We start from the raw sequence: 22543 nt of genomic DNA, 5'->3' as shown, positions 1-22543 counted from the left end.
CTTAAACGACTAATAACGCATGTCGGATTATAATAAACTTACGGTGTTTTTTGTTATACTAATGAAATGATTAGTCATAGCAAGCGATGAGAGGATTGATCGTTATTAATCATTCGATATTCATTATAGAAGATGATCAAGCCATTGTAGAAATGGTTGAGACTTATTTAACGAAAGAAGGATATGCGGTGACTGTTGCCGGGGATGGCGACGAGGGACTTCGGAAATTCGAGCAGGCGCAGGGGCGATTTGATCTGTTACTCGTCGATCTTATGATGCCCAAGATAGATGGAATGGAAGTTATCCGCCGCATTCGGGCTTACAGCCATGTACCGATCTTGATTATGTCCGCGAAGGACAGCGACATCGACAAGGCGTTAGGCCTCGGGTTCGGTGCAGACGACTACATTGAGAAACCATTCTCGATGATCGAATTGTCTGCGAGACTGAAGGCGATCATCCGGCGGGCCACGCAATACGCGAGCGTTGAGACGGAGGTTGCGCCGAAGCATAACATCCTGAACATGGGCGATTTACGGATTGATTTCGATAATTTCGCCGTCTTCAAGCACGAGGAGCCGTTAAAATTGACATCCAAAGAGTTTGAGATTCTGCGACTATTCGCAGGGCATCCCAATCGCGTCTTTACGAAAGCACAAATTTACACGAAGGTATGGAACGATGACTATTACGGCGACGAGAATGTCATTAATGTTCATATGAGCAGGCTACGGGACAAGATAGAAGATAACCCGTCAGAGCCGCGGTATATTAAGACGCTATGGGGTATTGGCTACAAGTGGGAAGTTCGCTAAGATGACGTTTATTCTATTGATGATCATCGCGATTCTTATCTGTTTAGTCATGTATCAGGCTGTTAATCGCGTGGGCCACCGCAAGCAATTGCGCCGGTTGCGATCAGAGCTCGAACGCATATCATCCCCCGCTAACCATGAGAAGTTATTGCTCATGACGAACGATCCGGAGCTCAAAGCACTGCTGATGGAGATCAACCGACTCTTGGAGGCGCAGCATCAGATGTACTCTGACTATGCCAAAATGGAAATATCGATGAAAAAGATGGTATCGAATATTTCGCACGATCTGAAGACCCCCTTGACCGTCGTACTGGGTTATATTGAGATGCTCCATCTCGATCCGGCGATGCATGCAGCGGAGCGCGAACGTCTGCTGGGCAAAGTGTATGTCAAAACCCAAGAGACGTTGGTGCTCATTCATGATTTCTTCGATTTGGCTAAGCTGGAGTCCGGGGATCAAGATATGCCGATGACCCGAATTCTCATGAATGAACGCTGTGGCACGACGATTCTGGCTTATTACGACATTCTTGTGGAGCAAGGTTACCTCGTTCATATCGAGATCCCGGATCATCCGATTTATGGCTTCGGTAATGATGAGGCGCTCCACCGCGTACTGAACAATCTGATCTCGAACAGCATTCAATATGGCAATCAAGGCAAGCAGCTCGGTTTGACGCTCCGGGAAGATGAAACTTCTGTCTATGTGGATATATGGGACCGGGGAAAAGGCATTGATGCGATGCATATCGATCATGTGTTTGAACGGATGTATACGCTGGAAGATTCGCGGAATAAGTTCTATCAAGGCAGCGGACTGGGACTTACCATCACGAAGCGGTTGGTGGAGAGTATGGGCGGGTCTATCCACCTCCGCAGCAAGCCTTATGAGTTAACGGTGTTCAGCGTTCAATTGAAAAAAGTACAATACTAGCTCATGCATTGAGGAGGGTTAACTCATTTCATGAGTTTTTTTATGAGCATCACCGCATATAGAGGTAGCTTAAGAAATTCGTAAGAGTGACGTAAGAAAAAAGAAGATTACATTCTGTAAGATATCGTTATGAGTGAGCGAGAGGAGAAAAGAAAAGAGTATGGAGCATATAGTACGAACGAATCGATTGACCAAGACTTTTCAAGGGCAGGAAGTCGTCTCGAATGTCAATATGAATATGAAGAAAGGCGAAATCTACGGATTCTTGGGTCCCAACGGCGCAGGAAAAACGACAGTGATGAAGATGATTACGAATCTCGTCAAACCGACGAGTGGGGAGATCGAGATATTTGGAGAGAAGCTAATGCCGAATTCCTATCATCTTCTGGGACGCATGGGAACAATTATTGAATACCCGGTGTTCTATGATAAGCTGACAGCCCGGGAGAATCTAGAACTGCATTGCGATTATATGGGGTACTACAACAAGAAGGCGATTGATGAAGCGCTGGAACTTGTGAATCTGGTAGATACGGGCAAGAAGAAAGTAAAGACCTTCTCGCTTGGGATGAAACAGCGCTTGGGGATCGCCCGTGCTATTACGACCAAACCGGAGCTGCTTATTTTCGACGAACCGATCAATGGACTCGATCCGCTAGGGATCAAAGAGTTAAGGGACCTTTTCCGCATGTTGTGCAAGGAATATGGCACGGCGCTATTGATTTCCAGCCACATTCTAGGCGAGATCGAGCAAATTGCGGATACAATTGGCGTCATTCAAGGTGGTCGGTTACTGCGTGAGATTGCGATGGACGAAATTCGCGGCGACACGACGAATTACATCGAGATCATGACGACGGATTGCAGCCGAGCTGCTTATGTCTTAACGGATAAACTTCAATTGAACAATATCCGAGTCATCGACAATCAATTCATACGAATCTATGACCAGCATATGGCGCAAAGCGAAATTACTAAAACCTTGATCATGAATGAAGTGGTTATTGATTCGATTCATAAACGAAGCGGCTCGTTAGAGGATTACTTTTTGCAAGTATCTAATGGGGGTGGAGTACATGCTAAATTTGATGAAGCTGGAGCTAAGAAAATTTAAGATCATGGGGTATATTCGCAGTGCTGCCATCGCTACTCTGATCATTTTCGGATTTATGATACTGATAAGCTATTCGCCTAAGTTGTACAGCATAAACGTACTTAAAAATTATAGCAGTGTGTTTTCTATGATAGATGTATTTGTGAGAGGGACATTTATTATTTTCGCGGCCGTCTTGCTGGGGCGATTCGTCATCGATGAGTTCAATCAAAAGACGATTACCGTCTTGTTCATGTACCCGATCAAACGTCATAAAATCATTGCGGCAAAGCTTATGGTCGTGTTCGCGTTCACCTTTCTATGTATCGTGGCTTCCATGATAATTTTGAGTGTGTTGTATTTTGTCATCAACTCATTCACACATTTCGTATCGGGTGAACTGACGTTGAATCTGGTGTTGCAGCACGCTGCGAAAATAGGCTTCCATGCGTTGGCGGCAAGTTTCATAGCGCTAATTCCACTCTACTTCGGGATGCGCAAATATTCTATTCCGACGACCATTGTATCCTCCGTCATCATCGTATTGCTGACCTGCTCGGACTTTGGCGGATTCAACTTGAATGACATAATTATCGTTCCCATTCTACTAGCCGCGATTGGCATAGCGGTCGGATACATGGCGATTCGCAAAATGGATCAAATCGATATTTGTTAACTTGGCTGAGTATACAACACATCTAATGCAAAAGAAAGGAAGATAAACATTTGAATAACAACATGAAGTTAGCTATGATTCTCCTGGTCGCTGCCAGTATCGTAGTCGCCGGATGTACGAAAGAATCCTCCGTCACTAGTACACCAAGTGCGTCCCAGCAAAACGCTTCTATTCAGACGAACACAATTGTAAATTCAGAAACATCGGACATTAGAAATGTCTCGAATGCAGTAAAAGGGGATATTTCTCAAATAGATGTAAACAACATTCATTCGCTAAAAATTCAGGGTAACGCTGCTATAGTTACAGTCATAGGCGATAAACAAATCAATCAAGCAGAATGGGAATTATCCAGTGGCAATTCACAAGGTATAGATACCAACGTGACTACGTCAATCCAAAATGGAACATTACAGATTATGCTTAAACAGAAACAACAGAAGATCATAAATACGGAGCCATTGCCATCCTTAACGATCCATCTTCCTTATAAAGACTTCAAATCCATTGAGATAGATAATGAAATTGGCAACATATCCGTTGAGTCAGAATTGTCGGTACAACACTTAAATGTGAGCAGCAGTGCCGGCAACATCACCGTAACGGATATAATTGGCTTGGAAAGCAGTAACATATTTACTAACCTCGGTAACGTCGAATTCGCTCTACCTGATCAATCAGCACCTCTACATGTAAATCTATCAACAAAACTAGGAAATATCGATAATCAGGTTCCTCTTGAAAATGCAACAAATACCACAACGGTTGTTTCCAAAGAACTCCATGGATATGTGGGTGAGGCTCAATCCGAGAGTGCAACGCTCAACATTTCCACACATGCGGGCGATATTCTGTTTAAAAATTAAGTGTCGTCATCGTACCAGGCTTGTCATAATCATGATCAGGCCTGGTATGAACAGTATAAGGAAAAACCTTGAGTAACAGCTAATCACTTACGTATAAATTCAAAGTAAAATCATTCAGAAACAAATAGCTTTAAGGAGATTGCAATGATGGAAACGAAATCACGGAAAGTCATCTTAGTTGGCACCATATACTATACGACTTTCATTTTATTTTTTATGTTCTTTGCATTTAACAGGCTCGAGGGTGCAACCAGTGTAGATAGTTACACCTTTATGCTTGTTCCAGAAGGAGTACCGCTTCTATTTCCAAAACTAACTTTTATGTGGCTTTTTTCTTTTGGAAACATTGCTGCTTTTATCCCTTTTGGAATACTAATTCCCCTGTTGTATAGTGTTAGATTTGGAAAGTTCATATCCTTGTTTGTGTTAACGATTCTCGTCCTATAAACTCTTCAGGCTTTAACTTATCTCGGTAGCTTTGATGTAGATGATGTGATATCCAATACATTAGGTGCAGCGATTGGCTATGTTGCCTATCGAGTTGGATTTTCTTCAAACATTTCTTATAAAAAGCTCATGGCTTCGGGTCTAACTATTGTTGTCCTTCTATTTGGAGTCATGGTGGTCTCTGAAATCATCAAAAAAAGAGAAGGGCCTATTCACTCATTAACGGATATGAAAGAAATGACAGGAGCTACACCTATGACGGAAAATCTCCCAAGTTTCACCGTAGCAGGTGAGCGAATAGAGCCAAAAATGAACGTGTATAGCAGTGAAGGTGAATCAACCAAGACATACAACTATATTCTTGGGAACAAAGAAGATGTCTGGCTTTATTTCTATTTCGGTATTCCCGACAATGGAGACTTTAAGGGTGCAGCCAAAATAATCGTAGATGGACAAGAAATAGCCCAGTTAAACGAACAATCTTATCAAGGAGCAGAGGCTTTAAGGGAGTTGCCTTTTAACGAGGTAAACGAAATTACCATTATCGTTTCCGGAAACGCTAAGCTGTGGGACGTTGGAATCCGTGGAATGCAACATTGGTGGGAGTAAGGAACAGTACATTCTGTATCATCCTGAAGTCAATTAGTGGGACTGTCACTCAGGTGGCAGTCCTTAATTTCATTGGCGGGTGTGAGCGCAGAGCGAATCATTCTATTGACCGCATTTTAGAAACGATCAAGGGAATTAAAACCGAGATAGAGACTCTAAAATCGTTTGATTTACCCGAGGATAACGTCAGCTATTTATGTCAGTAAAGCAGAGCCACGCTATTACGGGACTTAAAGTTTGGCAGCAGTCGATTCACGATACTAAGCCCTCACAACGTCATTGATTACTGGAAAGGGTTTGGTATCGACCATTTTAACAATGTTCGGAGTAAATCGAATCTTTAATAATGAAAAGACGAAAAAAGAAACATAGAAGTGAAAAACTTCTGTGTTTTTTTTGATTAATATATTTATTGGAAAAGCATTTTCACAGATGCTTCCTAATTTATAGAAGCTATTTTGAACGTAAGAAATTTGTAAGGAATGGATAAGAAAAAAGAAATTTCTATTCTATAGGATAAAAGTGTAAAGAAGAGTGAAAGGGGGGATTAGATAAGATATATTTATGTGAAAAAATCTAGTAATAAGAGTGTTCTAAGGAAAAGAAGTCATTTCTGGGTTTAACATACTTGTAAAAAAGAGGGATTCGCCGTTTGTTAGGACAGAATATGGCGTATGTAAAAAAATCATTATAAAGATAATTACGAATTCCATGTTGCCCTTTTGTCATTGCTGGAGATGATCACTATGTAATTAGTACGAACCAACAAACAACACCCACCCATACAATATGAATAGAGGAGAGGAATGCCTTATGAAAACAGGTAGTCAAATTAAATATGCAAGTCTTGCCCTTCTAATAGCTGGAAGTTCCCTGTTATACACAACACCGGCCTCAATTGTAAAAGCAGAGCCCACTGAAAATGTATCTAGTTCGTCACACACTCAGCGAGATCGTAATTCCGTCAAACAAGCAATGCGGGATACATTGCATTTTGGATTCCCGGGGATACTTGCTAAAGCTTCTGAGGGTGGAAAAACGTGGGGTTATGCTGCTGGGGTAGCGAATCTGAGCACCAAGAAACCAATGAAAACAGATTTTCGCTTTCGTATTGCCAGCGTGACGAAGACGTTCACCGCAACGGTTGTCCTTCAATTAGCTGCAGAAAACCGCCTGAATCTAGACGACTCCATCGAAAAATGGTTGCCTGGTGTCATTCAAGGAAACGGATATGATGGTAACCAGATCACTATCCGGCAGTTATTGAACCATACAAGTGGTATCGCTGAATACTCAAGGTCAAAAGAAGCTGATTTCTTTACGAATACAAAAAAAACGTTTACTGCTGAAGAACTAGTGAAGTTGGGACTTTCGCTGCCTCCAGACTTTGCCCCAGGAAAGGGCTGGTCTTATTCAAACACAGGATACGTATTACTGGGTATCCTTATTGAAAAAGTAACCGGAAACAGCTATGCGGAAGAGATTGAAAATCGGATTATTGAACCACTTGAATTGTCGAATACATTTCTACCTGGCAATTCAAGCGTTATTCCAGGCACCAGCCATGCCCGTGGATATTTCCAACCAGACGGAGCAGGTGAGTTAAAAGACGTTACTTATTATAACCCAAGTATAGGTAGCTCAGCTGGAGATATGATTTCTACTGCTGACGACTTAAACAAATTCTTCTCTTCCTTACTTAGTGGCAAATTAATGAAGGAACAGGAACTAAAACAAATGCTTACTACAGTTCCTACAGGAAGTGATACAATCGTCGGATATGGTCTTGGAATCTATGAAACGAAGCTTCCAAACGGTGTCTCGATATGGGGACACTCAGGTGGCATACCAGGGTTTAGTACTTTTGCTGGAGGAACACTTGGAGGTAAGCATACGATAGCCGTCAATTTGAACAGCTTAGGAAAAGCTGACAATCCTGATCCTTTTAAAAATATTTTACTTGCTGAATTTAGCAAGTAGGCAAAAAGGAAAACCGGGTATCACCACACGTATCTATTATAGTCAATGTAAACTCTCACCTTTCGAAAGGGTGGGAGATTTTTTTATGATGTGAAAAGAGCAAATAAATAGTGGATGACAGGATGGACGACGTACAGTCGGTTTTAAAAGAGCTGAAACGATCCGAGAAATGCACGAAGCTGAGGTGGAATCACCTCTTCGATATGCAATATGACAACGCGTTTAAGGTTTTATTTTTATGCATTGCTTGCGGTGTAAGGTTGTACCGTTAATTTCAAAAACGTTAATTTCTGAAATCGAATTTGGTATGAAGAACAACAAATACTCCCATAAAGAGGAGTATAAGAGTAATACTACATTCCCCTTTTTTGAGGTGAAAAATGAATCCAATTATACCTATGGAGCCGATTAGCTGTGAGGTAATACCCCAAGGGGACGACTGGATCGCCCAAGTTAAATGGGATGGAGTTCGAATCCTAACTTACTTTGATGGTCAGGGAACTCGTTTATACAATCGGAGAATAAATGAGCGGACTCACCAATACCCAGAGTTAGCTGAAATACAGACATATTGCAATGCTCGCTCGGTGATCTTAGATGGAGAAGTGATTGCACTAGGAGCTGACGGAAAACCGTCATTTCATGAAGTGATGCGGCGGGATGGGATTAGACGATTGGAGAAAGTCAGCCAGGCACAGAAGGCTGTCCCCATTACCTACATGATATTTGATGTCCTATTTACAAATAATGAGTGGATAAACGATCTTACATTGAGAGAGCGTCTCAACTTACTATCAGAAATCATTATTCCAAATGACCATGTACAATTGGTGACCGGTCATGATGATGGAAACGCTATGTATGAGGTCATCAAACAGCATGGTATGGAAGGCATTGTTGTGAAGAATCTAAACAGCAAATACGTCATTGGTGGGAAAGAGAAGCAGTGGCAAAAGAAAAAATACTATCGGGACACCATAGCTGTCGTTGGGGGAGTTACGCTGCGTGATAATGTTGTGAATTCTCTCTTGTTAGGGCTGTATGATCCCCAAGGCCGCTTATTTTATATAGGCCACGCAGGAACAGGTAAATTAACTCGAAATGACTGGATGGCCCTGACGGAAAAGATTGTACCTTTGATACAAAATGATAGGCCCTTTGTAAATACCCCGGCAAGGTTCAAGGGTGCTGTGTGGCTGAGACCAAGTGTCACGGTTAAGGTGCAATTTGCGGAATGGACAGAAGGCTATACGTTACGGCAACCGAGTATTCAAGCAGTTGTTGATATACCTGTTGATTACTGTGTCTTGGAGTAGATTCTCATGGTGCAACACAATGGAACATAAAAAATATCCTTCATCTTAAATGGTGGGATGTTTTTCTATGAAACTTTGATTCCGAAAGTTGAAAATTCACCGGGCGATCATTAGGTGTGAGTGGATGGATTCTTGTTGGAATTTTACGAAACTTTTTTATTGATTAAGTATTGAATTCGAGCTATACTACTCTGTATAAAGTAACTGATCGGTTTAGCGGATTTGGGCTGTATCTGGTTGAGCTGTTTCCTCCTTCCGTGGTACGTCCACCACACCTCATGGGAAGGGAGCGGCTCTCTGATATGGCCCTCTTTGCGTCTCTTGCTCCAGGTGGGAATGTTAGTTGTTCACTTTCTTTAATCCTTTTTTCATTGATATACGATTAGAGACTTGTTTATAATGACTGTGCGAACTCATTTACGAAAGAAGGAATTGACTTGCCGTTTCTTCGGTTTAAAGGCTTTGCGAAGCAAGACATAGAGCCCATTTCTCAGATTCTTATAGAAGAGTTTTCCAAAAATGCTGAAGTCGCTCAGGAAAAGGTGAAATTGGAGCTGCTTCAGGTAGAGCAACTAACAAACAGTCCTTTGTCTGTAGAGATCATGATGTTCCCCCGCGAACAAAAGCAACATGATGCGATTGCAAGCGCCGTACACGGCATTTTGAAGAAGCAAGGCTTTTTGCATGTCCATATTTTCTTCATCCTGCTATCGCCTACTCTCTATTATAAGGAAGGACTTCCGTTGCAGGTCGGGATAGCGAAATAAGCAAGAAAAAAGGTCGAGATCCTCCAGAAAGGATTTCGACCTTTTTCTATTAATAATAGAGGCTTTCGGATTGCAGGCACTTGGAGCATGTTCGCGTAAGTGGAGTTTCGATATAGACGTGGCTGCAGTCTTGTTGAATGAGCCGCAATTGTTGTTTAAATTGCTCTAGCTCAGCCTCTAGTCGAATGATCTTTTCGCGTAAACGACTGGCTTCCTCCATAGGCATCCCCCTTGATTACGACTGGTACAAACGGCTTCCTTGTTCGCGGAACTCACGCGATTTTTCCTGCATCCCTGCAAGAATGGCGGGATCTTGGGCAGATCCTTGTTCATTAGCAATGTGACGAATGTCGTGCGATATTTTCATGCTACAAAATTTAGGCCCGCACATGGAACAAAAATGGGCGGATTTGGCGGCTTCTGCTGGCAACGTTTCATCGTGATATTCGCGGGCGCGCTCTGGGTCTAGGGACAAATTGAATTGATCGTTCCAGCGAAAATCAAAACGAGCTTTGGATAAAGCGTCGTCTCGCTGTTTTGCCCGCGGATGTCCTTTTGCGAGATCAGCGGCATGCGCTGCGATTTTGTATGCGATTAAACCGTTGCGAACATCCTCTTTATTAGGAAGGCCGAGATGCTCCTTGGGCGTTACGTAGCAGAGCATCGCTGTTCCGAACCATCCAATCATGGCAGCGCCAATCGCTGAAGTAATGTGGTCATAGCCGGGTGCAATGTCTGTTGTGAGTGGTCCAAGTGTGTAAAAAGGGGCTTCATGGCAAATAGATAACTGTTTATCCATATTTTCGCGAATAAGATGCATAGGGACGTGACCGGGGCCTTCAATCATGACCTGTACGTCGTGTTCCCACGCAATTTTTGTGAGTTCTCCCAATGTTTCAAGCTCCGCGAACTGTGCCTCGTCATTCGCATCCGCTATAGAGCCAGGACGCAGTCCATCCCCGAGGGATACACAAATGTCATAGGCCTTCAGAATTTCACAAATTTCAGCGAAATGCGTATACAAAAAGTTTTCCTCATGATGGGCCAGGCACCATGCGGCCAAAATTGACCCGCCGCGAGAGACGATACCGGTAACACGCTTAGCCGTCATGGGGATGTAGCGCAAAAGAACGCCAGCATGAATCGTGAAGTAATCGACACCTTGTTCCGCCTGCTCAATCAAGGTGTCTCGGTAAACCTCCCATGTCAAATCCTCGGCTTTCCCATTTACTTTTTCAAGTGCTTGATAAATCGGGACAGTTCCGACTGGAACGGGGCTGTTTCGGATAATCCACTCCCGCGTGGTATGTATATGTTTTCCCGTCGAGAGGTCCATAATGGTGTCGGCACCCCAACGAACAGACCAAATCATTTTTTCGACCTCTTCTTCCATCGAAGAGCTGACCGCTGACGTTCCTATGTTGGCATTGATTTTCACATGAAAGTTGCGGCCAATGATCATCGGCTCGCTTTCCGGATGATTGACGTTAGAAGGAAGGATCGCACGTCCAGCGGCGATTTCTGCCCGTACAAATTCAGGGGAGACACCCTCGCGAATGGCAACGTATTCCATTTCCGGTGTGATGATATTTTTTCGGGCATAATGAAGCTGGGTAACATTTTTGCCTGGCTTTGCCCGTTTTGGTTTGTAGTCCTCTCGAGGGAAAGTGGGGAGGGAGGCAGCCTTTTCTTCGTTTCGGATTCCGTCGTCGACTAGTTGTGGTTCGCGACCGACATACGTTTCCGCATCATTTCGCTCATCGATCCACTGATGGCGAATGGAGGGCAGTCCGGCTTGAATGTCAGGAACGTAACCCGTTGCGGTATACTCGCCACTCGTATCGTACACGCGAAGAGGAGGATTGGGTGTGGAGCCAGACAATCCTTCGGTAGGATGAAGGGAAATCTCGCGCATCGGGACACGGATGTCCGCACGACTACCTGTTTCGTATACTTTGCGACTACCTGGAAAAGATGACACCAATGACATAAAAAAACCTCCTTGTTTTGGTTGCACGAAAGTGAGAACCGTTAGGGAGGCGAAAGAAACTTCCGCGAAAAAGCGCCGCATAAACAACATGCGACGCCAACGCGAGAGTAGAGAAGAAACGGGTATCCTAAAGATACGCGCATCTTTTCGTGTCGTATATGACATTCCTCCGCTGGCATTACCCAGTTCAGGTTCAACGGTCGATGGCACAGTACCATCCTCTCAGCCTGGTGAATCCCAAGCTCCCGTGCTTTTTTATTTTGGATTGCAAGAATAGGATAACGGGAAGTCCATCTAATTTCAAGGGAAATTTTCCAGGAGGAAATTGCAGGTGTGCAACACATTTTCCTCCCCCCTATTCTCGTGAACCGGACTAAAACTGTTTCTGTAGACCCACATGATTCCGATCTGTTACGATGAAGTTCGAAAAAAAGCAACTGCTTCCAGCGCTTTGATATTCCTCGTTGTCGAAGCAGGATGGAGAAGTATTTTGAGGTGATGAGGTATGGATGTTTATTCGGATCTAAAACAAGGAGAACGTGGAGCGTGGGTGAGTATTTTCGCCTACATTTTCTGCTCTGTATTAAAAATAGGAGTTGCGTATGTCACTGCGTCAGAAGCTTTAATGGCCGACGGTCTTAACAACTCAACAGATGTTGTCGCATCGATTGCTGTTTTGATCGGGCTGCGTATCGCAAGGAAACCACCTGATAAAGATCATCCGTATGGCCATTTTCGGGCCGAGACGATTTCAGCACTTGTCGCATCATTTATTATGCTATTTGTTGGAGTTCAGGTCATTACGAATGCAGTACCATCCTTGTTTGACCCAAAACACTCGGCTCCTGACCTGTTGGCAGGGTGGACAGCACTTGCGACTGCTGTTATTATGCTTTTCGTCTATCGCTACAATAAAAAGCTCGCTATCAAAACAAACAGCCAAGCATTAGATGCAGCAGCGGCTGACAACCGTTCAGACGCATTCGTCAGTATCGGGACGTTTATCGGGGTGGCTGGCGCACAGTTTCAATTGCATTGGCTCGATCCGTTAGCTGCTTTTGTTGTTGGTCTCATCATTTTGAAGACTGCGTGGGACATTTTCAGGGAAGCAACCCACCGTTTGACAGATGGCTTTGACGAGAGCGAGCTCGCGGACCTGCGGGCTACGATTTCCTCGATTTCAGGGGTTAGGGATATCAGTGACATCAAAGCTCGCTACCATGGGAGCAGCGTGCTGGTTGATGTTGTGATCCATGTAGATCCCGGTCTGAATGTGGTGGAGAGTCACACCATCACCGAAAAAATTGAAGAACAGATGCGCAAGATTCACCGCATTAACGCCGTTCATATCCATATTGAACCGTGTAGAAAAATGGCGCCTAGCTAGATTTCGTCATGGGAATACAAAAAAACCTGTCCAGTGTGGGCAGGTTTTTTTGTGTGTGCAGCTAACCAGAAGTAGCCTTCTTTTTGCGGAGTGCTTTGGTTGTAGAAGTAGTCGTAGTCTTTTTCGGACTGGCTGGTGCCGCCTTTTTCGATGCCTGTTCTTTTTCGGACGAGGAGGCAGCGGTGGTGCGTTTTCGCGCAGGCTTTGACGGAGTTGGTTCGGGCTCGATTTTGATGGGCATAGCGGCTTGACCAGCTGTAGATTCCAAGCTTTCTTTTAGGGCCTGCATGAGATCGATAACATTGGTTCTTGCCACGGTAGGTGCAGTGGCGATCTCCTGACCCTCCAATTTTTTCTCAATCAGTTTTTGCAGATCGGATCGATATTCATCCGTATATTTTGCCGGATCAAAAGGGATCGTCATATTGCTAATGAGCTCAGTTGCCATCTTTAGTTCGTTTTCGGCCAACTGTACAGTGGCTTCAGGCAAGGCAGGTACTTGACTGACGGGACGTACCTCATCTGGATAGAAGATCGTCTCCAGCATGATGCAATGTTCATACAGTCGGATAACGGCCAGGCTTTGCCGATTACGCATCGTCACCTGTGCAACGCCGATTTTTCCTGTCTGTTCCATAGCGGATCGCAGCAAGGCGTATGCTTTTTCGCCAGTGTCCTGTGGAGATAGGAAATAGCTCTTATGAAAATAAACGGGATCGACCTCCGACAAGTCTACGAAGTCGATAATTTCAATGGCTCTGCGTGTTTCTGGCGTAATGGCTTCCAGATCGTCATCGTCGATCATGACAAAATGTCCTTTTTCGTATTCGAAGCCACGGACGATTTCGCTCGTATCGACCTCGCGTTGACAGTGCGGGCACATTTTCGTGTACTTGATCGGGGTATTGCACTCTTTATGCAGTTGACGAAAGCGAATATCGCGCTCTTCCGTTGCAGTAAACATACGAACAGGTATATTGACGAGGCCGAAGCTGATTGAGCCCTTCCACACCGTATGCATGCGGATACCTCCTTCACAGTTATTTTTGTATAGTATCTGTATCCGCTTAAAAGAAGTGCCGAGGGAATTGAAGGTGGAAAAGTAAAAAGCCAGCCGATTCGATGCGGCTGGCTATTGTATGCAGCTACTGTCCATGTTTGACGATGTCCGATTGATCTGCACGCGATTGCATGTCACGCGCCAGCTCGACGTCTTTGCCTGTGCGGTCTGCAATGGACTGGGCTTTGGACGCCTTCAGCTTTTGTGCGGACGGTCGCTTTTCTGCCATGAATGACTCACTCCTTTCAGGCAAGCTACATGAAGAAGGTGTTGCAGGTATATGTAGTATGTGCTGGACACAAAAAAATACCCCATCGCCAAATGACGAGGGGCGACCGTTCAACTCCTCCCGGTGAAGGGAGCGATGGCACGAAATGCTCCTATCAGACACGTCGTGCGCCTAAGTGAACAGCCTTTCAATTATGGGAGAGGAGAAACCGGAGGAAGAGCTTATGGGGAAACGTAAGTCTTCTCCGCGGTTGTCAGCGACACCGTTGCGTCGCTATTCAACATCTTTTCCAATTGAATGGGGTTATATACCTTTCTTGCGATAAATTTTTCCAGTTGCTAATTTTACGGGTGTATGCAGTTGTGATAGTATGATATCATTCTCAGTCTTAGAAAATCGCGTCGTAAAACATACATATTAGGAAAGCAGACAGGTGAAATGAGTATGCGAGTCATCGCTGGAGAACACAGAGGAAGACGGTTGGCAGCTGTTCCGGGAAAAGGAACGAGACCGACAACCGATAAAGTCAAAGAATCGATTTTTAATATGATTGGCCCGTATTTTGATGGCGGATGGGCATTGGACCTATACGCAGGAACAGGTGGTCTCGGGATCGAGGCATTGAGTAGGGGCGCGGATCGAGCTGTTTTCGTGGAGCGAGATCAAAAAGCGTTTGCCGTGGTAAAGGAAAACGTCAGCACTTGCAGGCTAGACGATTATGCCGAGCTATATCGAATGGATGCGGAGCGAGCTATTCGCACACTGAGTACCCGCAATCAAAAATTTGACCTCGTCTTTTTGGATCCGCCATACGCCCAGCAAAAGATCGTAGAAGAAATTGAGATGTTGCAGGAGCTGGGAATGTTGGCAGACGGAGCGTGGATCGTGGCTGAGCATGATATCGCAGACTCCTTTCCGGATGCAATTGGTCATTGTGTGAAGGATCGAGCGGCAAAGTATGGGGATACGGCCGTTACCGTGTATTATTACGATTTGGAGCCACACGCCTAATTTTTAAATCAAGGTGCGAAAAGAGCACGAAGGGAGGATAACCCGCTATGGCAATTGCCGTATGTTCAGGAAGCTTTGACCCTGTTACTTATGGGCATCTCGACATTATTGCGCGGGGTGCCAACGTTTTTGATAAGGTCATTGTTGCTGTCTTGATCAATTCAAAGAAAAACTCATTGTTCAGCGTAGAAGAGCGTGTCGAATTGCTTCGTCAGGCAACGTCTGACATGAAAAATGTAGAAGTGGACTCTTTTGACGGCTTGTTAATTGACTATATGAACAAAAAGGGCGCACAGGTGATCATTCGTGGCCTTCGTGCTGTTTCTGATTTTGAATATGAGATGCAAGTCGCCTCGATTAATAAAAAGCTCGACGAAAATATTGAAACGTTTTTCATGATGACGAACAATCAATATTCATACTTGAGCTCAAGTATCGTAAAGGAAGTTGCGAAGTACAAGGCGAGTGTCGCCGATTTAGTGCCGCCGATTGTAGAAGAGGCACTGAAGCGAAAAATGGCTGAGTAGATTATCACGTCTTGCTGCGGTTCATGTGCGAAAGGGTCAGGCTGGTACACAACAGAATCGCACCGACGCCGATGGCGAGTCCCCCTGATAATAGGAAGGTCTCCCACCAACTCGTCGCAGGAATCTCAGCTTTCGCATGCACAAATACAGGGACGGCTTTCTCCACGAACCAGGAACTGACTGTGGCAAGTGGCCCCCAAAGGACAAAGGTCAAGATCGCAGCTAGCAAAGCATGCAGGGATCTGGCAATCAAGTAAGGGGCGACACGAATATCCGTTTCACTCAAGATACTTGCGACTTGTGCGTGAACACTCAGACCGCCCCAGGACAATATCGCACTGGCAATGGCTGCTTTCCAGACCAAGGAAACATCATTAGGCACAATGCTCGCTGCCTGTGCGCCAAGGGTTACTTCGAACAATCCAGCTACGATTGCTTGGGAGAAGGCTGGTGGAAAACCAAAGGGACCGAGAAAAATCGAGAGAAGCGTACTGATGATTTGCGTCAGATGAATTGTGGAGAAAAGTTGGATTAATACCGAGAAAACAATGATGAAGCCACCGATCATAAGCAGTGTATTCAGAGCGGATTGCACGGCTTCTCCCATTAATTTTCCGAACGGACGACGATCGCGGATACGTGCCCGATGCATCGCTTGCAAGGCCCGTAAAGGAAGAGGTAGTGAATTTTTCTCCAATGGGGCTGAAGTAATCGCAAAAGGCGCATGAAAACGATAGATTACGCCCATGAGTACAGCTGACAAATAATGAGTCAGGGCTAAAATGACGCCCATTTGCTCGCTGTGGAAAAAGCCGATTGCCACTGCTCCCATGACGAATAAGGGGTCTCCTGTTGTTGTAAAAGAGACGAGACGTTCACCCTCAGCCTTCGTCACATTGCCTTGCAGACGCAGGCGTGTAGTCAGCTTAGCGGCTACCGGATAGCCGGACGAGAAGCCCATAGCCAGTACGAATCCGCCAGTGCCCGGAACGTTAAACAGTGGGCGCATCAATGGCTCCAGTAACACGCCGACGAAATGGACGACGCCCAGACCCATCAACACCTCAGATAGCACAATAAAGGGAAGGGTAGAGGGAAAAACTACCTCCCACCATATCTTTAGACCGCGTACGGCAGCTTCAAAAGATATCTGCGAGTAAGCAATCAACGCAATAACAATGAAAACGGTCGAGATGGCGAGCAACAAGGTAAGTACGGGTGAGTGGCGTGACATGGATTCCTCCTGAATCGAAGAAAAGTAGTAGTACATGTCTACGTGGCAGGCGGGAGAACTATGCGTAAGCTTGGTCGACGAATCTCTCCCAAGTGTGAAAGGTTCAGCGATTTACCACATAGGCTGGTTACAGGGAGGGGTTTTTCCATGCAGACAAAGCGTAAACCAATCGTGGGTGTAGCCCTGGGTTCTGGGGGTGCTCGCGGTTTTGCACATATTGGTGTATTGAATGCGTTAGAAGCACATGGTATCCAGATTGACATGCTGGCTGGCTCCAGTATGGGCAGTCTGATTGGGGCCGTCTATGCCAACGGGATTGAACCGAGCATGATGGGAAAGCTTGCCATGAATTTAAAACGCAAGCATTGGCTCGATTTAACTGTACCCAGCATGGGCTTTGTTACGGGGGAAAAGATCAAGCAATTGATTCGCCTGTTAACGCACGGGAAGCGCTTGGAAGAGCTGAACAAGCCGCTTGCCATTGTGGCGACGGATATTGAAACAGGGGAACGAGTAGTATTTCGGGAAGGCCCAATTGATCAAGCAGTGAGAGCGAGCATATCCATTCCAGGCATCTTCGTCCCTGAAAAAGTAGGGGGGCGGCTTTTAGTTGACGGAGGAGTCATTGATCGTGTACCGGTGACAGTGCTGCGTGAAATGGGTGCCGATATCGTGATTGCGGTAGATGTCGCCCAATTCGATACGAGGGTGGAGGTCAAAAGTATTTTTGATGTTATCGCCCAAACCATTGATGTCATGGAAAGGGAAATTCTGCGACATCGAATCATTGCGGCAGACATCGTAATCAGGCCGGATGTTGGACACTATAGCAGTATCGCATACACGGGTGTCGAAGAAATAATCGAGCTAGGCGAACGTGCGGGTACTGAACATATCGAACGCATTCAAGAACGAATTGCAAATTGGGAGGCACAAGAATGAGTGAGGAACAGCTTTATGCCAACAGACGCAGATCTTCAGGAACCAGAGGCTTTAGCTGGATACTTGCCTTGGTTTTTGTCTTGTTGGGTATTTCTTTTTTTGTACCGACGAATTATTACGTGAGTCGTCCGGGTTCAGCGATTGAGTTGGGGCCGATGATCCAAGTGGAGGGCGGCAAGAAGGACGAGACCGGCTCCTACATGCTAACGACAGTTCGAATGGGCGAAGCGAATTTGCCGTGGTATTGGTATGCAAAAATGGCGCAGGATGTTGAGCTGTTGCCCAAGGAACTGGTTGTCAGCAAGGGCGAGGACAGCGAAGATTTTATCCGTCGAGAACAAGCAGTCATGGACAATTCACAAAAAATTGCGGAGGCAGTCGCATTCCGTCTTGCTGGTTTCGAAGTGAAAATCGAAAAGCAGGGCGTGTGGGTGATGGGTACCTTGGAAGGCTTCCCTGCCCATAAAACGTTGCAAATCGGTGATGTCATTACGTATGTAGACGGGGTTCGCACATCTGAGGCAAAAGATTTGCTGACAGCCCTCTCTGCAAAAAAAGCAGGCGATCAAGTCGAAATTACGTACACAAGAGATGGACAAGAGGCCAAAACGATGTTAACCTTGGAACCACTACCTGAATCCAAGTCAGTTGGAATTGGTGTACGCCCTGACAACAAACAGGAAATCATCATTCCAAAAGAAGTAACCATTGCCTCTCAAGGGATTGGTGGTCCTTCTGCGGGATTGATGATGACGCTGGAGATTTATGACCAGTTAAATACGGAGACGGATTTGACAAAAGGCTATAAAATTGCAGGAACAGGCACGATTTCGTTAGACGGAAAAGTAGGCAGAATCGGTGGCATTAATTTAAAGGTAATCGCAGCGGACAAAGCGGGTGCAGAGATCTTCTTTGCTCCACAGGATACGCCAGATACGAGCTCCAATTACGAGGAGGCGTTAGCAACTGCCAAGCGGATTGGAACGTCAATGAAAGTGGTTCCGATCAAGACGGTAGAAGAAGCGATTACCTACTTGAATGCTCAAAAACCGAAATCTACCTGAGCAAACTAGCTGTCAAGCAAAAATGGTTGACAAAGCTTTGGGCAGGGTCTATAATCATCTTTGTTGTGCATGAGGTGAAATGCTATGAACATTAAGTTAGCAGAGTTAGAGCACCGAAAAGGAGAGCCGTTGCCATTCCAGGTAACTCTGGATGCAGATGAGCTGAAGAAGCGCCATCATGAGATTCGTGGGATTACTCCTGTGACTGCGAGTGGTGAAGCCGTACAGCTGGGCAATCTCTATTACGTAAAAGGAAGCATGAAGGCAGATGTGAATTTTGTCTGCGCGAGATGCTTGAATCCTTTTGTCGATCAGGCAACAGTAGATTTCTCTGAGACATTTGCGCTTTCGGATGATCCGATCCTGCAAGATGATGAGGACAGCGATATCCTTCCTCTGGAAGGCGATGAAATCGAGCTGGACTCACTGCTTCAAGAGGATTTCTTACTGGCAATGCCGACCTTCCCGCTTTGCGAGGAGGATTGTAAAGGTCTGTGCCCGACTTGTGGTGTAAACCGTAATGAAGTGGCATGCAGCTGCAAGAATGAGCGTGTTGACCCGCGATTGGCTGGGTTGGCTGACTTTTTCAAAGACAGCAAATAAGTATTCTTACCGTATTCAAGATGATTCGCCGACCATTCGTGGCAGCGTCTCATTTTTGAAGGATGGCATAAGCATTTTGCCTATACTGTCCACCCAATAGAGCTTCTTAGCATTTGTCAGTTGAAGGAGGTGTAAGGAAGATGGCAGTACCTCAACGGAGAACTTCCAAAACCCGTAAAAGAATGCGTCGTACGCACTTCAAATTAGAGATTCCAGGCATGATCAAATGCGATAATTGCAGCGAATACAAGCTTGCGCATCGTGTTTGCCCAAGCTGCGGTCACTACAAAGGCGTGAAAGTAGCGAAGTAATATTCGCTGCTAAGAAAGCAAGGTGAGAAATCGCCTTGCTTTTTTTGTTCCTTCTTATTACTTATGATTACTTATAAATGCTTATTATCGCTTGTAACTTTCGCTTAAATGACTTATAATGAAGGCAAGATAAGGATGGGGTTGAGGCTTCGTGTTTCAAGAGGAGAGGCTCGCTGCAATTCTTGCGTATTTGCAGGAGCACCAGCGTATCAGTGTGCAGGAGGTAGTTGAGCAGTTTGGTGTTTCCCGTGACACAGCGAGGCGTGATATCGTCAAGTTGGAGGAGCAGGGGCAAATCCTGCGGACCAGGGGAGGAGCGGTACTGCCCAGCCTCAACAAAAAGAACTACTCCCATCAGGAACGAATGCAGCTTGATTTGACAGGAAAGCGCAGTATTGCGACAGCGGCGGCTCGTCTGATCAAAGACGGCGATTACATGCTGCTTGATGCTTCCACAACTGTTCAGCTCGCAGTGGAATCGTTACAGACCCGCGACCATGTCATCATTACGAATTCATTAGCGACTGCCGCCAGTATGTCCCGAAAAGAAGGCGTTCTTGTCAAGCTATTGGGCGGAGACGTACATGCAGAAGATCAATGTGTGCTCGGTACACGTGTGATTCAAAACCTCGCTGATTTTCATGTCGATAAAGTACTGGTTGGTGCATGCGGTCTTACAAAGGAAGGGCTCATGTCCACGCAGGAGGATCACGGCTTTCTGATTAAAGAAATGATCAAGCGGGCCGATCAGGTGATCATACTCACCGACCATACTAAGTTTGGAAAAAGCATGCTGTATCGCGTTGCAGGTTTTGACCAGATCGATATTATCGTGACCGATAAGCTGCCTGAAAAGGAAATAGCTGAGGCTTTGCACGCCAACGATGTAGAGGTGATTGTAGCTTCCACATGAAGCTATTGATCCATAAAGAAGAGGATAAGTTCCATTTGGCTGGCGTGAATGGGTGACCAGCGTGACAGCAAATGGATTTATCAGGGAGAGTCCTTCAAATGGGAAGGGCTCTTTCTTTTTTCTTGCATTTGTGTACGGCCCCTGCTATTCTGGTAATCCTGACTTTTCCAAGAGGAGGGTTTTATGGTCTATTGGCGGATTATTTGCAAGAGTTATCGTCGAAATCTTCAGTATCGTTTATCGCATGTCGTCAACAATGTCGCAAGCTCGATTTTTGGGCTTGTTTTTATTGCCATTTGGACGGGGGTCCTTTCTGGAAAACAAGTTTACGGCCCCTATGATGTAAAAACGATGGGGTTTTACATCGCGATTTGTCAAAGTGTTCTCTGGATGACAACATTTTTGTCCCCAGGTCTGAATGTGCAAATCGCGGTTAGAAGCGGGGCTGTCAGTCTGGATATGATCAAGCCTGTTCACTATCTCTGGTACATGCTCAGCCAGGAGTTTGGACGACTTCTGTACAACGCTTGTTACCGAAGTGTTCCGATTGGCTTGCTGCTAGGATTAGCGGTGGGCTTCTTTTTTCCCTCCCAGCCGTTTACTTACTTCTGGTTTATCCTCTCGCTTCTACTAGGAACGTACATAGGCATGCTGCTCTTTTATCTCGCGGGCATTTCTTCCTTCTGGACGACAGAAATTCGCTGGGTACACCTCATCCTTTTGTCATTGATCTTTGGGTTAGGCGGACAAATGATTCCGATAGACTTGATGCCCGGGGTCATTGGAAAGGTAGCGCCTTATTTGCCCTTTTCGGCAATGATTTATTATCCGGTCATGACTTTGCTAGAGCTTGCACCTCCTTATGGCATGCTTGTACAAGCCGGCTGGGCGCTCGTTTTAACGGCAGTTGCTTTATTGGTGACGAATATGGCAAGAAGAAAGCTAGAAATTCAAGGAGGATAACCACATGTTTGCCCTCTATCGCAAACTGATTGCGGCCAGCATTCGCTCGCAAATGCAATACAAGATAAATTTTGTCACGAGCGCTGCCACGACCGGAATGATTATGGTGCTTGATTTTATTATTCTCTCTGCGATTTTGTATCGATTTCACGATGTGGTCGGCTGGAATATTTACGAGGTTGGGATGCTTTACGGGATTTCCTCGGCATCTGTCTCCTTGTATCGGCTGTTTGCCCCGGAAATTAACGATTTTGAGAAGTACATCGTACAAGGGGAGCTCGATCAATTGCTCATCCGTCCTGTTTCGCCTTTGCTTCTGCTATTGACACGCAATCTTGATTTGTCGAGAGTGGGAGGGTTGGTACAAGGGGTGTCTGTTTTGGTCATCTCCTTGTCGGGTCTTGCGGCGGACGGAAAATCGATCATAGGGTTGGTGCTATTCTCACCGGTTGCTATTTTGTCTGGCGGCGTGATTTATTTCTCGATTGGACTTGCTACGGCTGGGGTCGCTTTTTGGACGCATCAGATGAAAGACATGCTGACCTTCACCATTTATGCGCCAGCCAATGCTTCCAATTATCCGGTCGGGCTCTATCCAAGCTGGCTCAAGTGGCTGTTTTTCTCAGCGATACCGATCGCGTACATGAATTATTTGCCAATGTTGACGCTTCTGGGCAAAGGGGGCGAATGGTTTTATCCAATACTCACCCCGGTAGCCGCAGCGTTTGCTTTTTATTTCGCTCGTATGCTGTGGAATGTCGGGATTCGACACTACCATAGTACAGGGAGCTAAGGAGGGGTAA

At 45.5% G+C, this 22543-nt stretch carries 24 protein-coding genes and 1 riboswitch; of the genes, 19 read left to right on the top strand and 5 right to left on the bottom strand.

Features of this window, described 5'->3' with window-relative positions; genetic code table 11:
* Positions 1 to 104 precede the first annotated feature (104 nt).
* The 9 genes from HP570_RS03010 to HP570_RS02970 all read left to right on the top strand — a co-directional run bounded on the left by HP570_RS03010 (position 105) and on the right by HP570_RS02970 (position 9506).
* Positions 105 to 815 carry a response regulator transcription factor gene (locus HP570_RS03010; protein ID WP_309139184.1) on the top strand — a complete coding sequence of 237 codons (711 nt, stop codon included), beginning with the start codon at positions 105 to 107 and terminating at the stop codon, positions 813 to 815.
* Position 816: 1 nt separating this feature from the next.
* Positions 817 to 1752, top strand: a complete 936-nt coding sequence (locus tag HP570_RS03005; RefSeq protein ID WP_173624843.1) for a HAMP domain-containing histidine kinase — start codon at positions 817 to 819, stop codon at positions 1750 to 1752.
* Between the two features lie 160 nt (positions 1753 to 1912).
* Complete coding sequence (locus HP570_RS03000; RefSeq protein ID WP_173624842.1) at positions 1913 to 2866, top strand: ABC transporter ATP-binding protein; 954 nt, start codon at positions 1913 to 1915, stop codon at positions 2864 to 2866.
* Positions 2829 to 3521, top strand: coding sequence for an ABC transporter permease (locus HP570_RS02995; RefSeq protein WP_173624841.1), 693 nt, complete (start codon positions 2829 to 2831; stop codon positions 3519 to 3521). The genes HP570_RS03000 and HP570_RS02995 overlap by 38 nt, the downstream gene beginning before the upstream one ends.
* A 50-nt stretch (positions 3522 to 3571) precedes the next feature.
* Complete coding sequence (locus tag HP570_RS02990) at positions 3572 to 4387, top strand: DUF4097 family beta strand repeat-containing protein (protein WP_173624840.1); 816 nt, start codon at positions 3572 to 3574, stop codon at positions 4385 to 4387.
* 492 nt (positions 4388 to 4879) lie between these two features.
* Entirely contained in the window at positions 4880 to 5443 is a 564-nt protein-coding gene (locus tag HP570_RS29465; RefSeq protein ID WP_254494994.1) for a hypothetical protein, read from the top strand.
* 813 nt (positions 5444 to 6256) lie between these two features.
* Positions 6257 to 7423, top strand: coding sequence for a serine hydrolase domain-containing protein (locus HP570_RS02980; protein WP_173624839.1), 1167 nt, complete (start codon positions 6257 to 6259; stop codon positions 7421 to 7423).
* Positions 7424 to 7803: 380 nt separating this feature from the next.
* The gene (locus HP570_RS02975; RefSeq protein ID WP_173624838.1) at positions 7804 to 8739 is read left to right on the top strand and encodes an ATP-dependent DNA ligase; all 936 of its coding nucleotides are present in this window, start codon (positions 7804 to 7806) and stop codon (positions 8737 to 8739) included.
* Between the two features lie 437 nt (positions 8740 to 9176).
* Positions 9177 to 9506 (top strand): DUF1904 family protein, encoded by a 330-nt coding sequence (locus tag HP570_RS02970; protein WP_064200666.1) that lies wholly within the window; start codon positions 9177 to 9179, stop codon positions 9504 to 9506.
* 49 nt (positions 9507 to 9555) lie between these two features.
* Here HP570_RS02970 and HP570_RS02965 read toward each other — a convergent pair whose 3' ends face one another.
* Both HP570_RS02965 and thiC read right to left on the bottom strand, forming a co-directional pair.
* On the bottom strand, positions 9556 to 9726 hold the full coding sequence (locus tag HP570_RS02965; RefSeq protein WP_173362204.1) for a hypothetical protein: 171 nt from the start codon (positions 9724 to 9726) through the stop codon (positions 9556 to 9558).
* Positions 9727 to 9741: 15 nt separating this feature from the next.
* Positions 9742 to 11496 carry a phosphomethylpyrimidine synthase ThiC gene (thiC, locus tag HP570_RS02960; RefSeq protein WP_173624837.1) on the bottom strand — a complete coding sequence of 585 codons (1755 nt, stop codon included), beginning with the start codon at positions 11494 to 11496 and terminating at the stop codon, positions 9742 to 9744.
* A 146-nt stretch (positions 11497 to 11642) separates the two neighbouring features.
* A riboswitch (TPP riboswitch) is annotated at positions 11643 to 11755 on the bottom strand.
* 246 nt (positions 11756 to 12001) lie between these two features.
* On the opposite strand from thiC, the gene HP570_RS02955 reads away from it, so the two are divergent.
* Complete coding sequence (locus tag HP570_RS02955; RefSeq protein ID WP_087346970.1) at positions 12002 to 12883, top strand: cation diffusion facilitator family transporter; 882 nt, start codon at positions 12002 to 12004, stop codon at positions 12881 to 12883.
* A gap of 61 nt (positions 12884 to 12944) precedes the next feature.
* On the opposite strand, the gene ku is transcribed toward HP570_RS02955, so the two are convergent.
* Positions 12945 to 13904 (bottom strand): non-homologous end joining protein Ku, encoded by a 960-nt coding sequence (gene ku / locus HP570_RS02950; RefSeq protein ID WP_173604769.1) that lies wholly within the window; start codon positions 13902 to 13904, stop codon positions 12945 to 12947.
* A 124-nt stretch (positions 13905 to 14028) separates the two neighbouring features.
* Positions 14029 to 14172: a hypothetical protein gene (locus HP570_RS02945; protein WP_016743266.1), complete on the bottom strand. Its 144-nt coding sequence runs from the start codon at positions 14170 to 14172 to the stop codon at positions 14029 to 14031.
* 444 nt (positions 14173 to 14616) lie between these two features.
* Here HP570_RS02945 and rsmD point away from each other — a divergent pair, with 444 nt between their 5' ends.
* Both rsmD and coaD read left to right on the top strand, forming a co-directional pair.
* On the top strand, positions 14617 to 15183 hold the full coding sequence (gene rsmD / locus HP570_RS02940; RefSeq protein WP_015891910.1) for a 16S rRNA (guanine(966)-N(2))-methyltransferase RsmD: 567 nt from the start codon (positions 14617 to 14619) through the stop codon (positions 15181 to 15183).
* Between the two features lie 47 nt (positions 15184 to 15230).
* Entirely contained in the window at positions 15231 to 15710 is a 480-nt protein-coding gene (gene coaD, locus HP570_RS02935) for a pantetheine-phosphate adenylyltransferase (protein ID WP_064200670.1), read from the top strand.
* Between the two features lie 4 nt (positions 15711 to 15714).
* Here coaD and ylbJ read toward each other — a convergent pair whose 3' ends face one another.
* Positions 15715 to 16944: a sporulation integral membrane protein YlbJ gene (gene ylbJ, locus HP570_RS02930; RefSeq protein WP_173624836.1), complete on the bottom strand. Its 1230-nt coding sequence runs from the start codon at positions 16942 to 16944 to the stop codon at positions 15715 to 15717.
* A 147-nt stretch (positions 16945 to 17091) separates the two neighbouring features.
* Between ylbJ and HP570_RS02925 the strand changes: the two genes are divergently transcribed.
* The 7 genes from HP570_RS02925 to HP570_RS02895 all read left to right on the top strand — a co-directional run bounded on the left by HP570_RS02925 (position 17092) and on the right by HP570_RS02895 (position 22533).
* Complete coding sequence (locus HP570_RS02925) at positions 17092 to 17886, top strand: patatin-like phospholipase family protein (RefSeq protein WP_015891907.1); 795 nt, start codon at positions 17092 to 17094, stop codon at positions 17884 to 17886.
* A complete protein-coding gene (locus HP570_RS02920; RefSeq protein WP_173624835.1) occupies positions 17883 to 18950 on the top strand; it encodes a SepM family pheromone-processing serine protease in 1068 nt (355 codons plus the stop codon). Before HP570_RS02925 ends, HP570_RS02920 begins: the two co-directional genes overlap by 4 nt.
* Before the next feature lie 84 nt (positions 18951 to 19034).
* Positions 19035 to 19553, top strand: a complete 519-nt coding sequence (locus HP570_RS02915) for a YceD family protein (RefSeq protein WP_015891905.1) — start codon at positions 19035 to 19037, stop codon at positions 19551 to 19553.
* Positions 19554 to 19693: 140 nt separating this feature from the next.
* Positions 19694 to 19864 (top strand): 50S ribosomal protein L32, encoded by a 171-nt coding sequence (rpmF, locus tag HP570_RS02910; RefSeq protein WP_005834357.1) that lies wholly within the window; start codon positions 19694 to 19696, stop codon positions 19862 to 19864.
* Between the two features lie 151 nt (positions 19865 to 20015).
* Positions 20016 to 20777: a DeoR/GlpR family DNA-binding transcription regulator gene (locus HP570_RS02905; RefSeq protein ID WP_087346947.1), complete on the top strand. Its 762-nt coding sequence runs from the start codon at positions 20016 to 20018 to the stop codon at positions 20775 to 20777.
* 183 nt (positions 20778 to 20960) lie between these two features.
* Positions 20961 to 21740: an ABC transporter permease gene (locus tag HP570_RS02900; RefSeq protein ID WP_173624834.1), complete on the top strand. Its 780-nt coding sequence runs from the start codon at positions 20961 to 20963 to the stop codon at positions 21738 to 21740.
* Between the two features lie 4 nt (positions 21741 to 21744).
* Complete coding sequence (locus HP570_RS02895; protein WP_173624833.1) at positions 21745 to 22533, top strand: ABC transporter permease; 789 nt, start codon at positions 21745 to 21747, stop codon at positions 22531 to 22533.
* Positions 22534 to 22543 lie beyond the last annotated feature (10 nt).

This window comes from Brevibacillus sp. RS1.1 (assembly GCF_013284365.1).
Classification (GTDB): domain Bacteria; phylum Bacillota; class Bacilli; order Brevibacillales; family Brevibacillaceae; genus Brevibacillus; species Brevibacillus brevis_D.
This window is presented reverse-complemented; position numbering and strand designations above follow the sequence as displayed.

Excerpts from the sequence above, each read along its gene's own strand:
- HP570_RS03005 (WP_173624843.1), top strand. The coding sequence starts at position 817 with ATGACGTTTATTCTATTGATGATCATCGCGATTCTTATCTGTTTAGTC.
- HP570_RS03000 (WP_173624842.1), top strand. The coding sequence starts at position 1,913 with ATGGAGCATATAGTACGAACGAATCGATTGACCAAGACTTTTCAAGGG.
- HP570_RS02995 (WP_173624841.1), top strand. The coding sequence starts at position 2,829 with ATGCTAAATTTGATGAAGCTGGAGCTAAGAAAATTTAAGATCATGGGG.
- HP570_RS02980 (WP_173624839.1), top strand. The coding sequence starts at position 6,257 with ATGAAAACAGGTAGTCAAATTAAATATGCAAGTCTTGCCCTTCTAATA.
- HP570_RS02975 (WP_173624838.1), top strand. The coding sequence starts at position 7,804 with ATGAATCCAATTATACCTATGGAGCCGATTAGCTGTGAGGTAATACCC.
- HP570_RS02965 (WP_173362204.1), bottom strand. The coding sequence starts at position 9,726 with ATGGAGGAAGCCAGTCGTTTACGCGAAAAGATCATTCGACTAGAGGCT.
- thiC (WP_173624837.1), bottom strand. The coding sequence starts at position 11,496 with ATGTCATTGGTGTCATCTTTTCCAGGTAGTCGCAAAGTATACGAAACA.
- HP570_RS02955 (WP_087346970.1), top strand. The coding sequence starts at position 12,002 with ATGGATGTTTATTCGGATCTAAAACAAGGAGAACGTGGAGCGTGGGTG.
- ku (WP_173604769.1), bottom strand. The coding sequence starts at position 13,904 with ATGCATACGGTGTGGAAGGGCTCAATCAGCTTCGGCCTCGTCAATATA.
- HP570_RS02945 (WP_016743266.1), bottom strand. The coding sequence starts at position 14,172 with ATGGCAGAAAAGCGACCGTCCGCACAAAAGCTGAAGGCGTCCAAAGCC.
- rsmD (WP_015891910.1), top strand. The coding sequence starts at position 14,617 with ATGCGAGTCATCGCTGGAGAACACAGAGGAAGACGGTTGGCAGCTGTT.
- coaD (WP_064200670.1), top strand. The coding sequence starts at position 15,231 with ATGGCAATTGCCGTATGTTCAGGAAGCTTTGACCCTGTTACTTATGGG.
- ylbJ (WP_173624836.1), bottom strand. The coding sequence starts at position 16,944 with ATGTCACGCCACTCACCCGTACTTACCTTGTTGCTCGCCATCTCGACC.
- HP570_RS02925 (WP_015891907.1), top strand. The coding sequence starts at position 17,092 with ATGCAGACAAAGCGTAAACCAATCGTGGGTGTAGCCCTGGGTTCTGGG.
- HP570_RS02920 (WP_173624835.1), top strand. The coding sequence starts at position 17,883 with ATGAGTGAGGAACAGCTTTATGCCAACAGACGCAGATCTTCAGGAACC.
- HP570_RS02915 (WP_015891905.1), top strand. The coding sequence starts at position 19,035 with ATGAACATTAAGTTAGCAGAGTTAGAGCACCGAAAAGGAGAGCCGTTG.
- rpmF (WP_005834357.1), top strand. The coding sequence starts at position 19,694 with ATGGCAGTACCTCAACGGAGAACTTCCAAAACCCGTAAAAGAATGCGT.
- HP570_RS02900 (WP_173624834.1), top strand. The coding sequence starts at position 20,961 with ATGGTCTATTGGCGGATTATTTGCAAGAGTTATCGTCGAAATCTTCAG.
- HP570_RS02895 (WP_173624833.1), top strand. The coding sequence starts at position 21,745 with ATGTTTGCCCTCTATCGCAAACTGATTGCGGCCAGCATTCGCTCGCAA.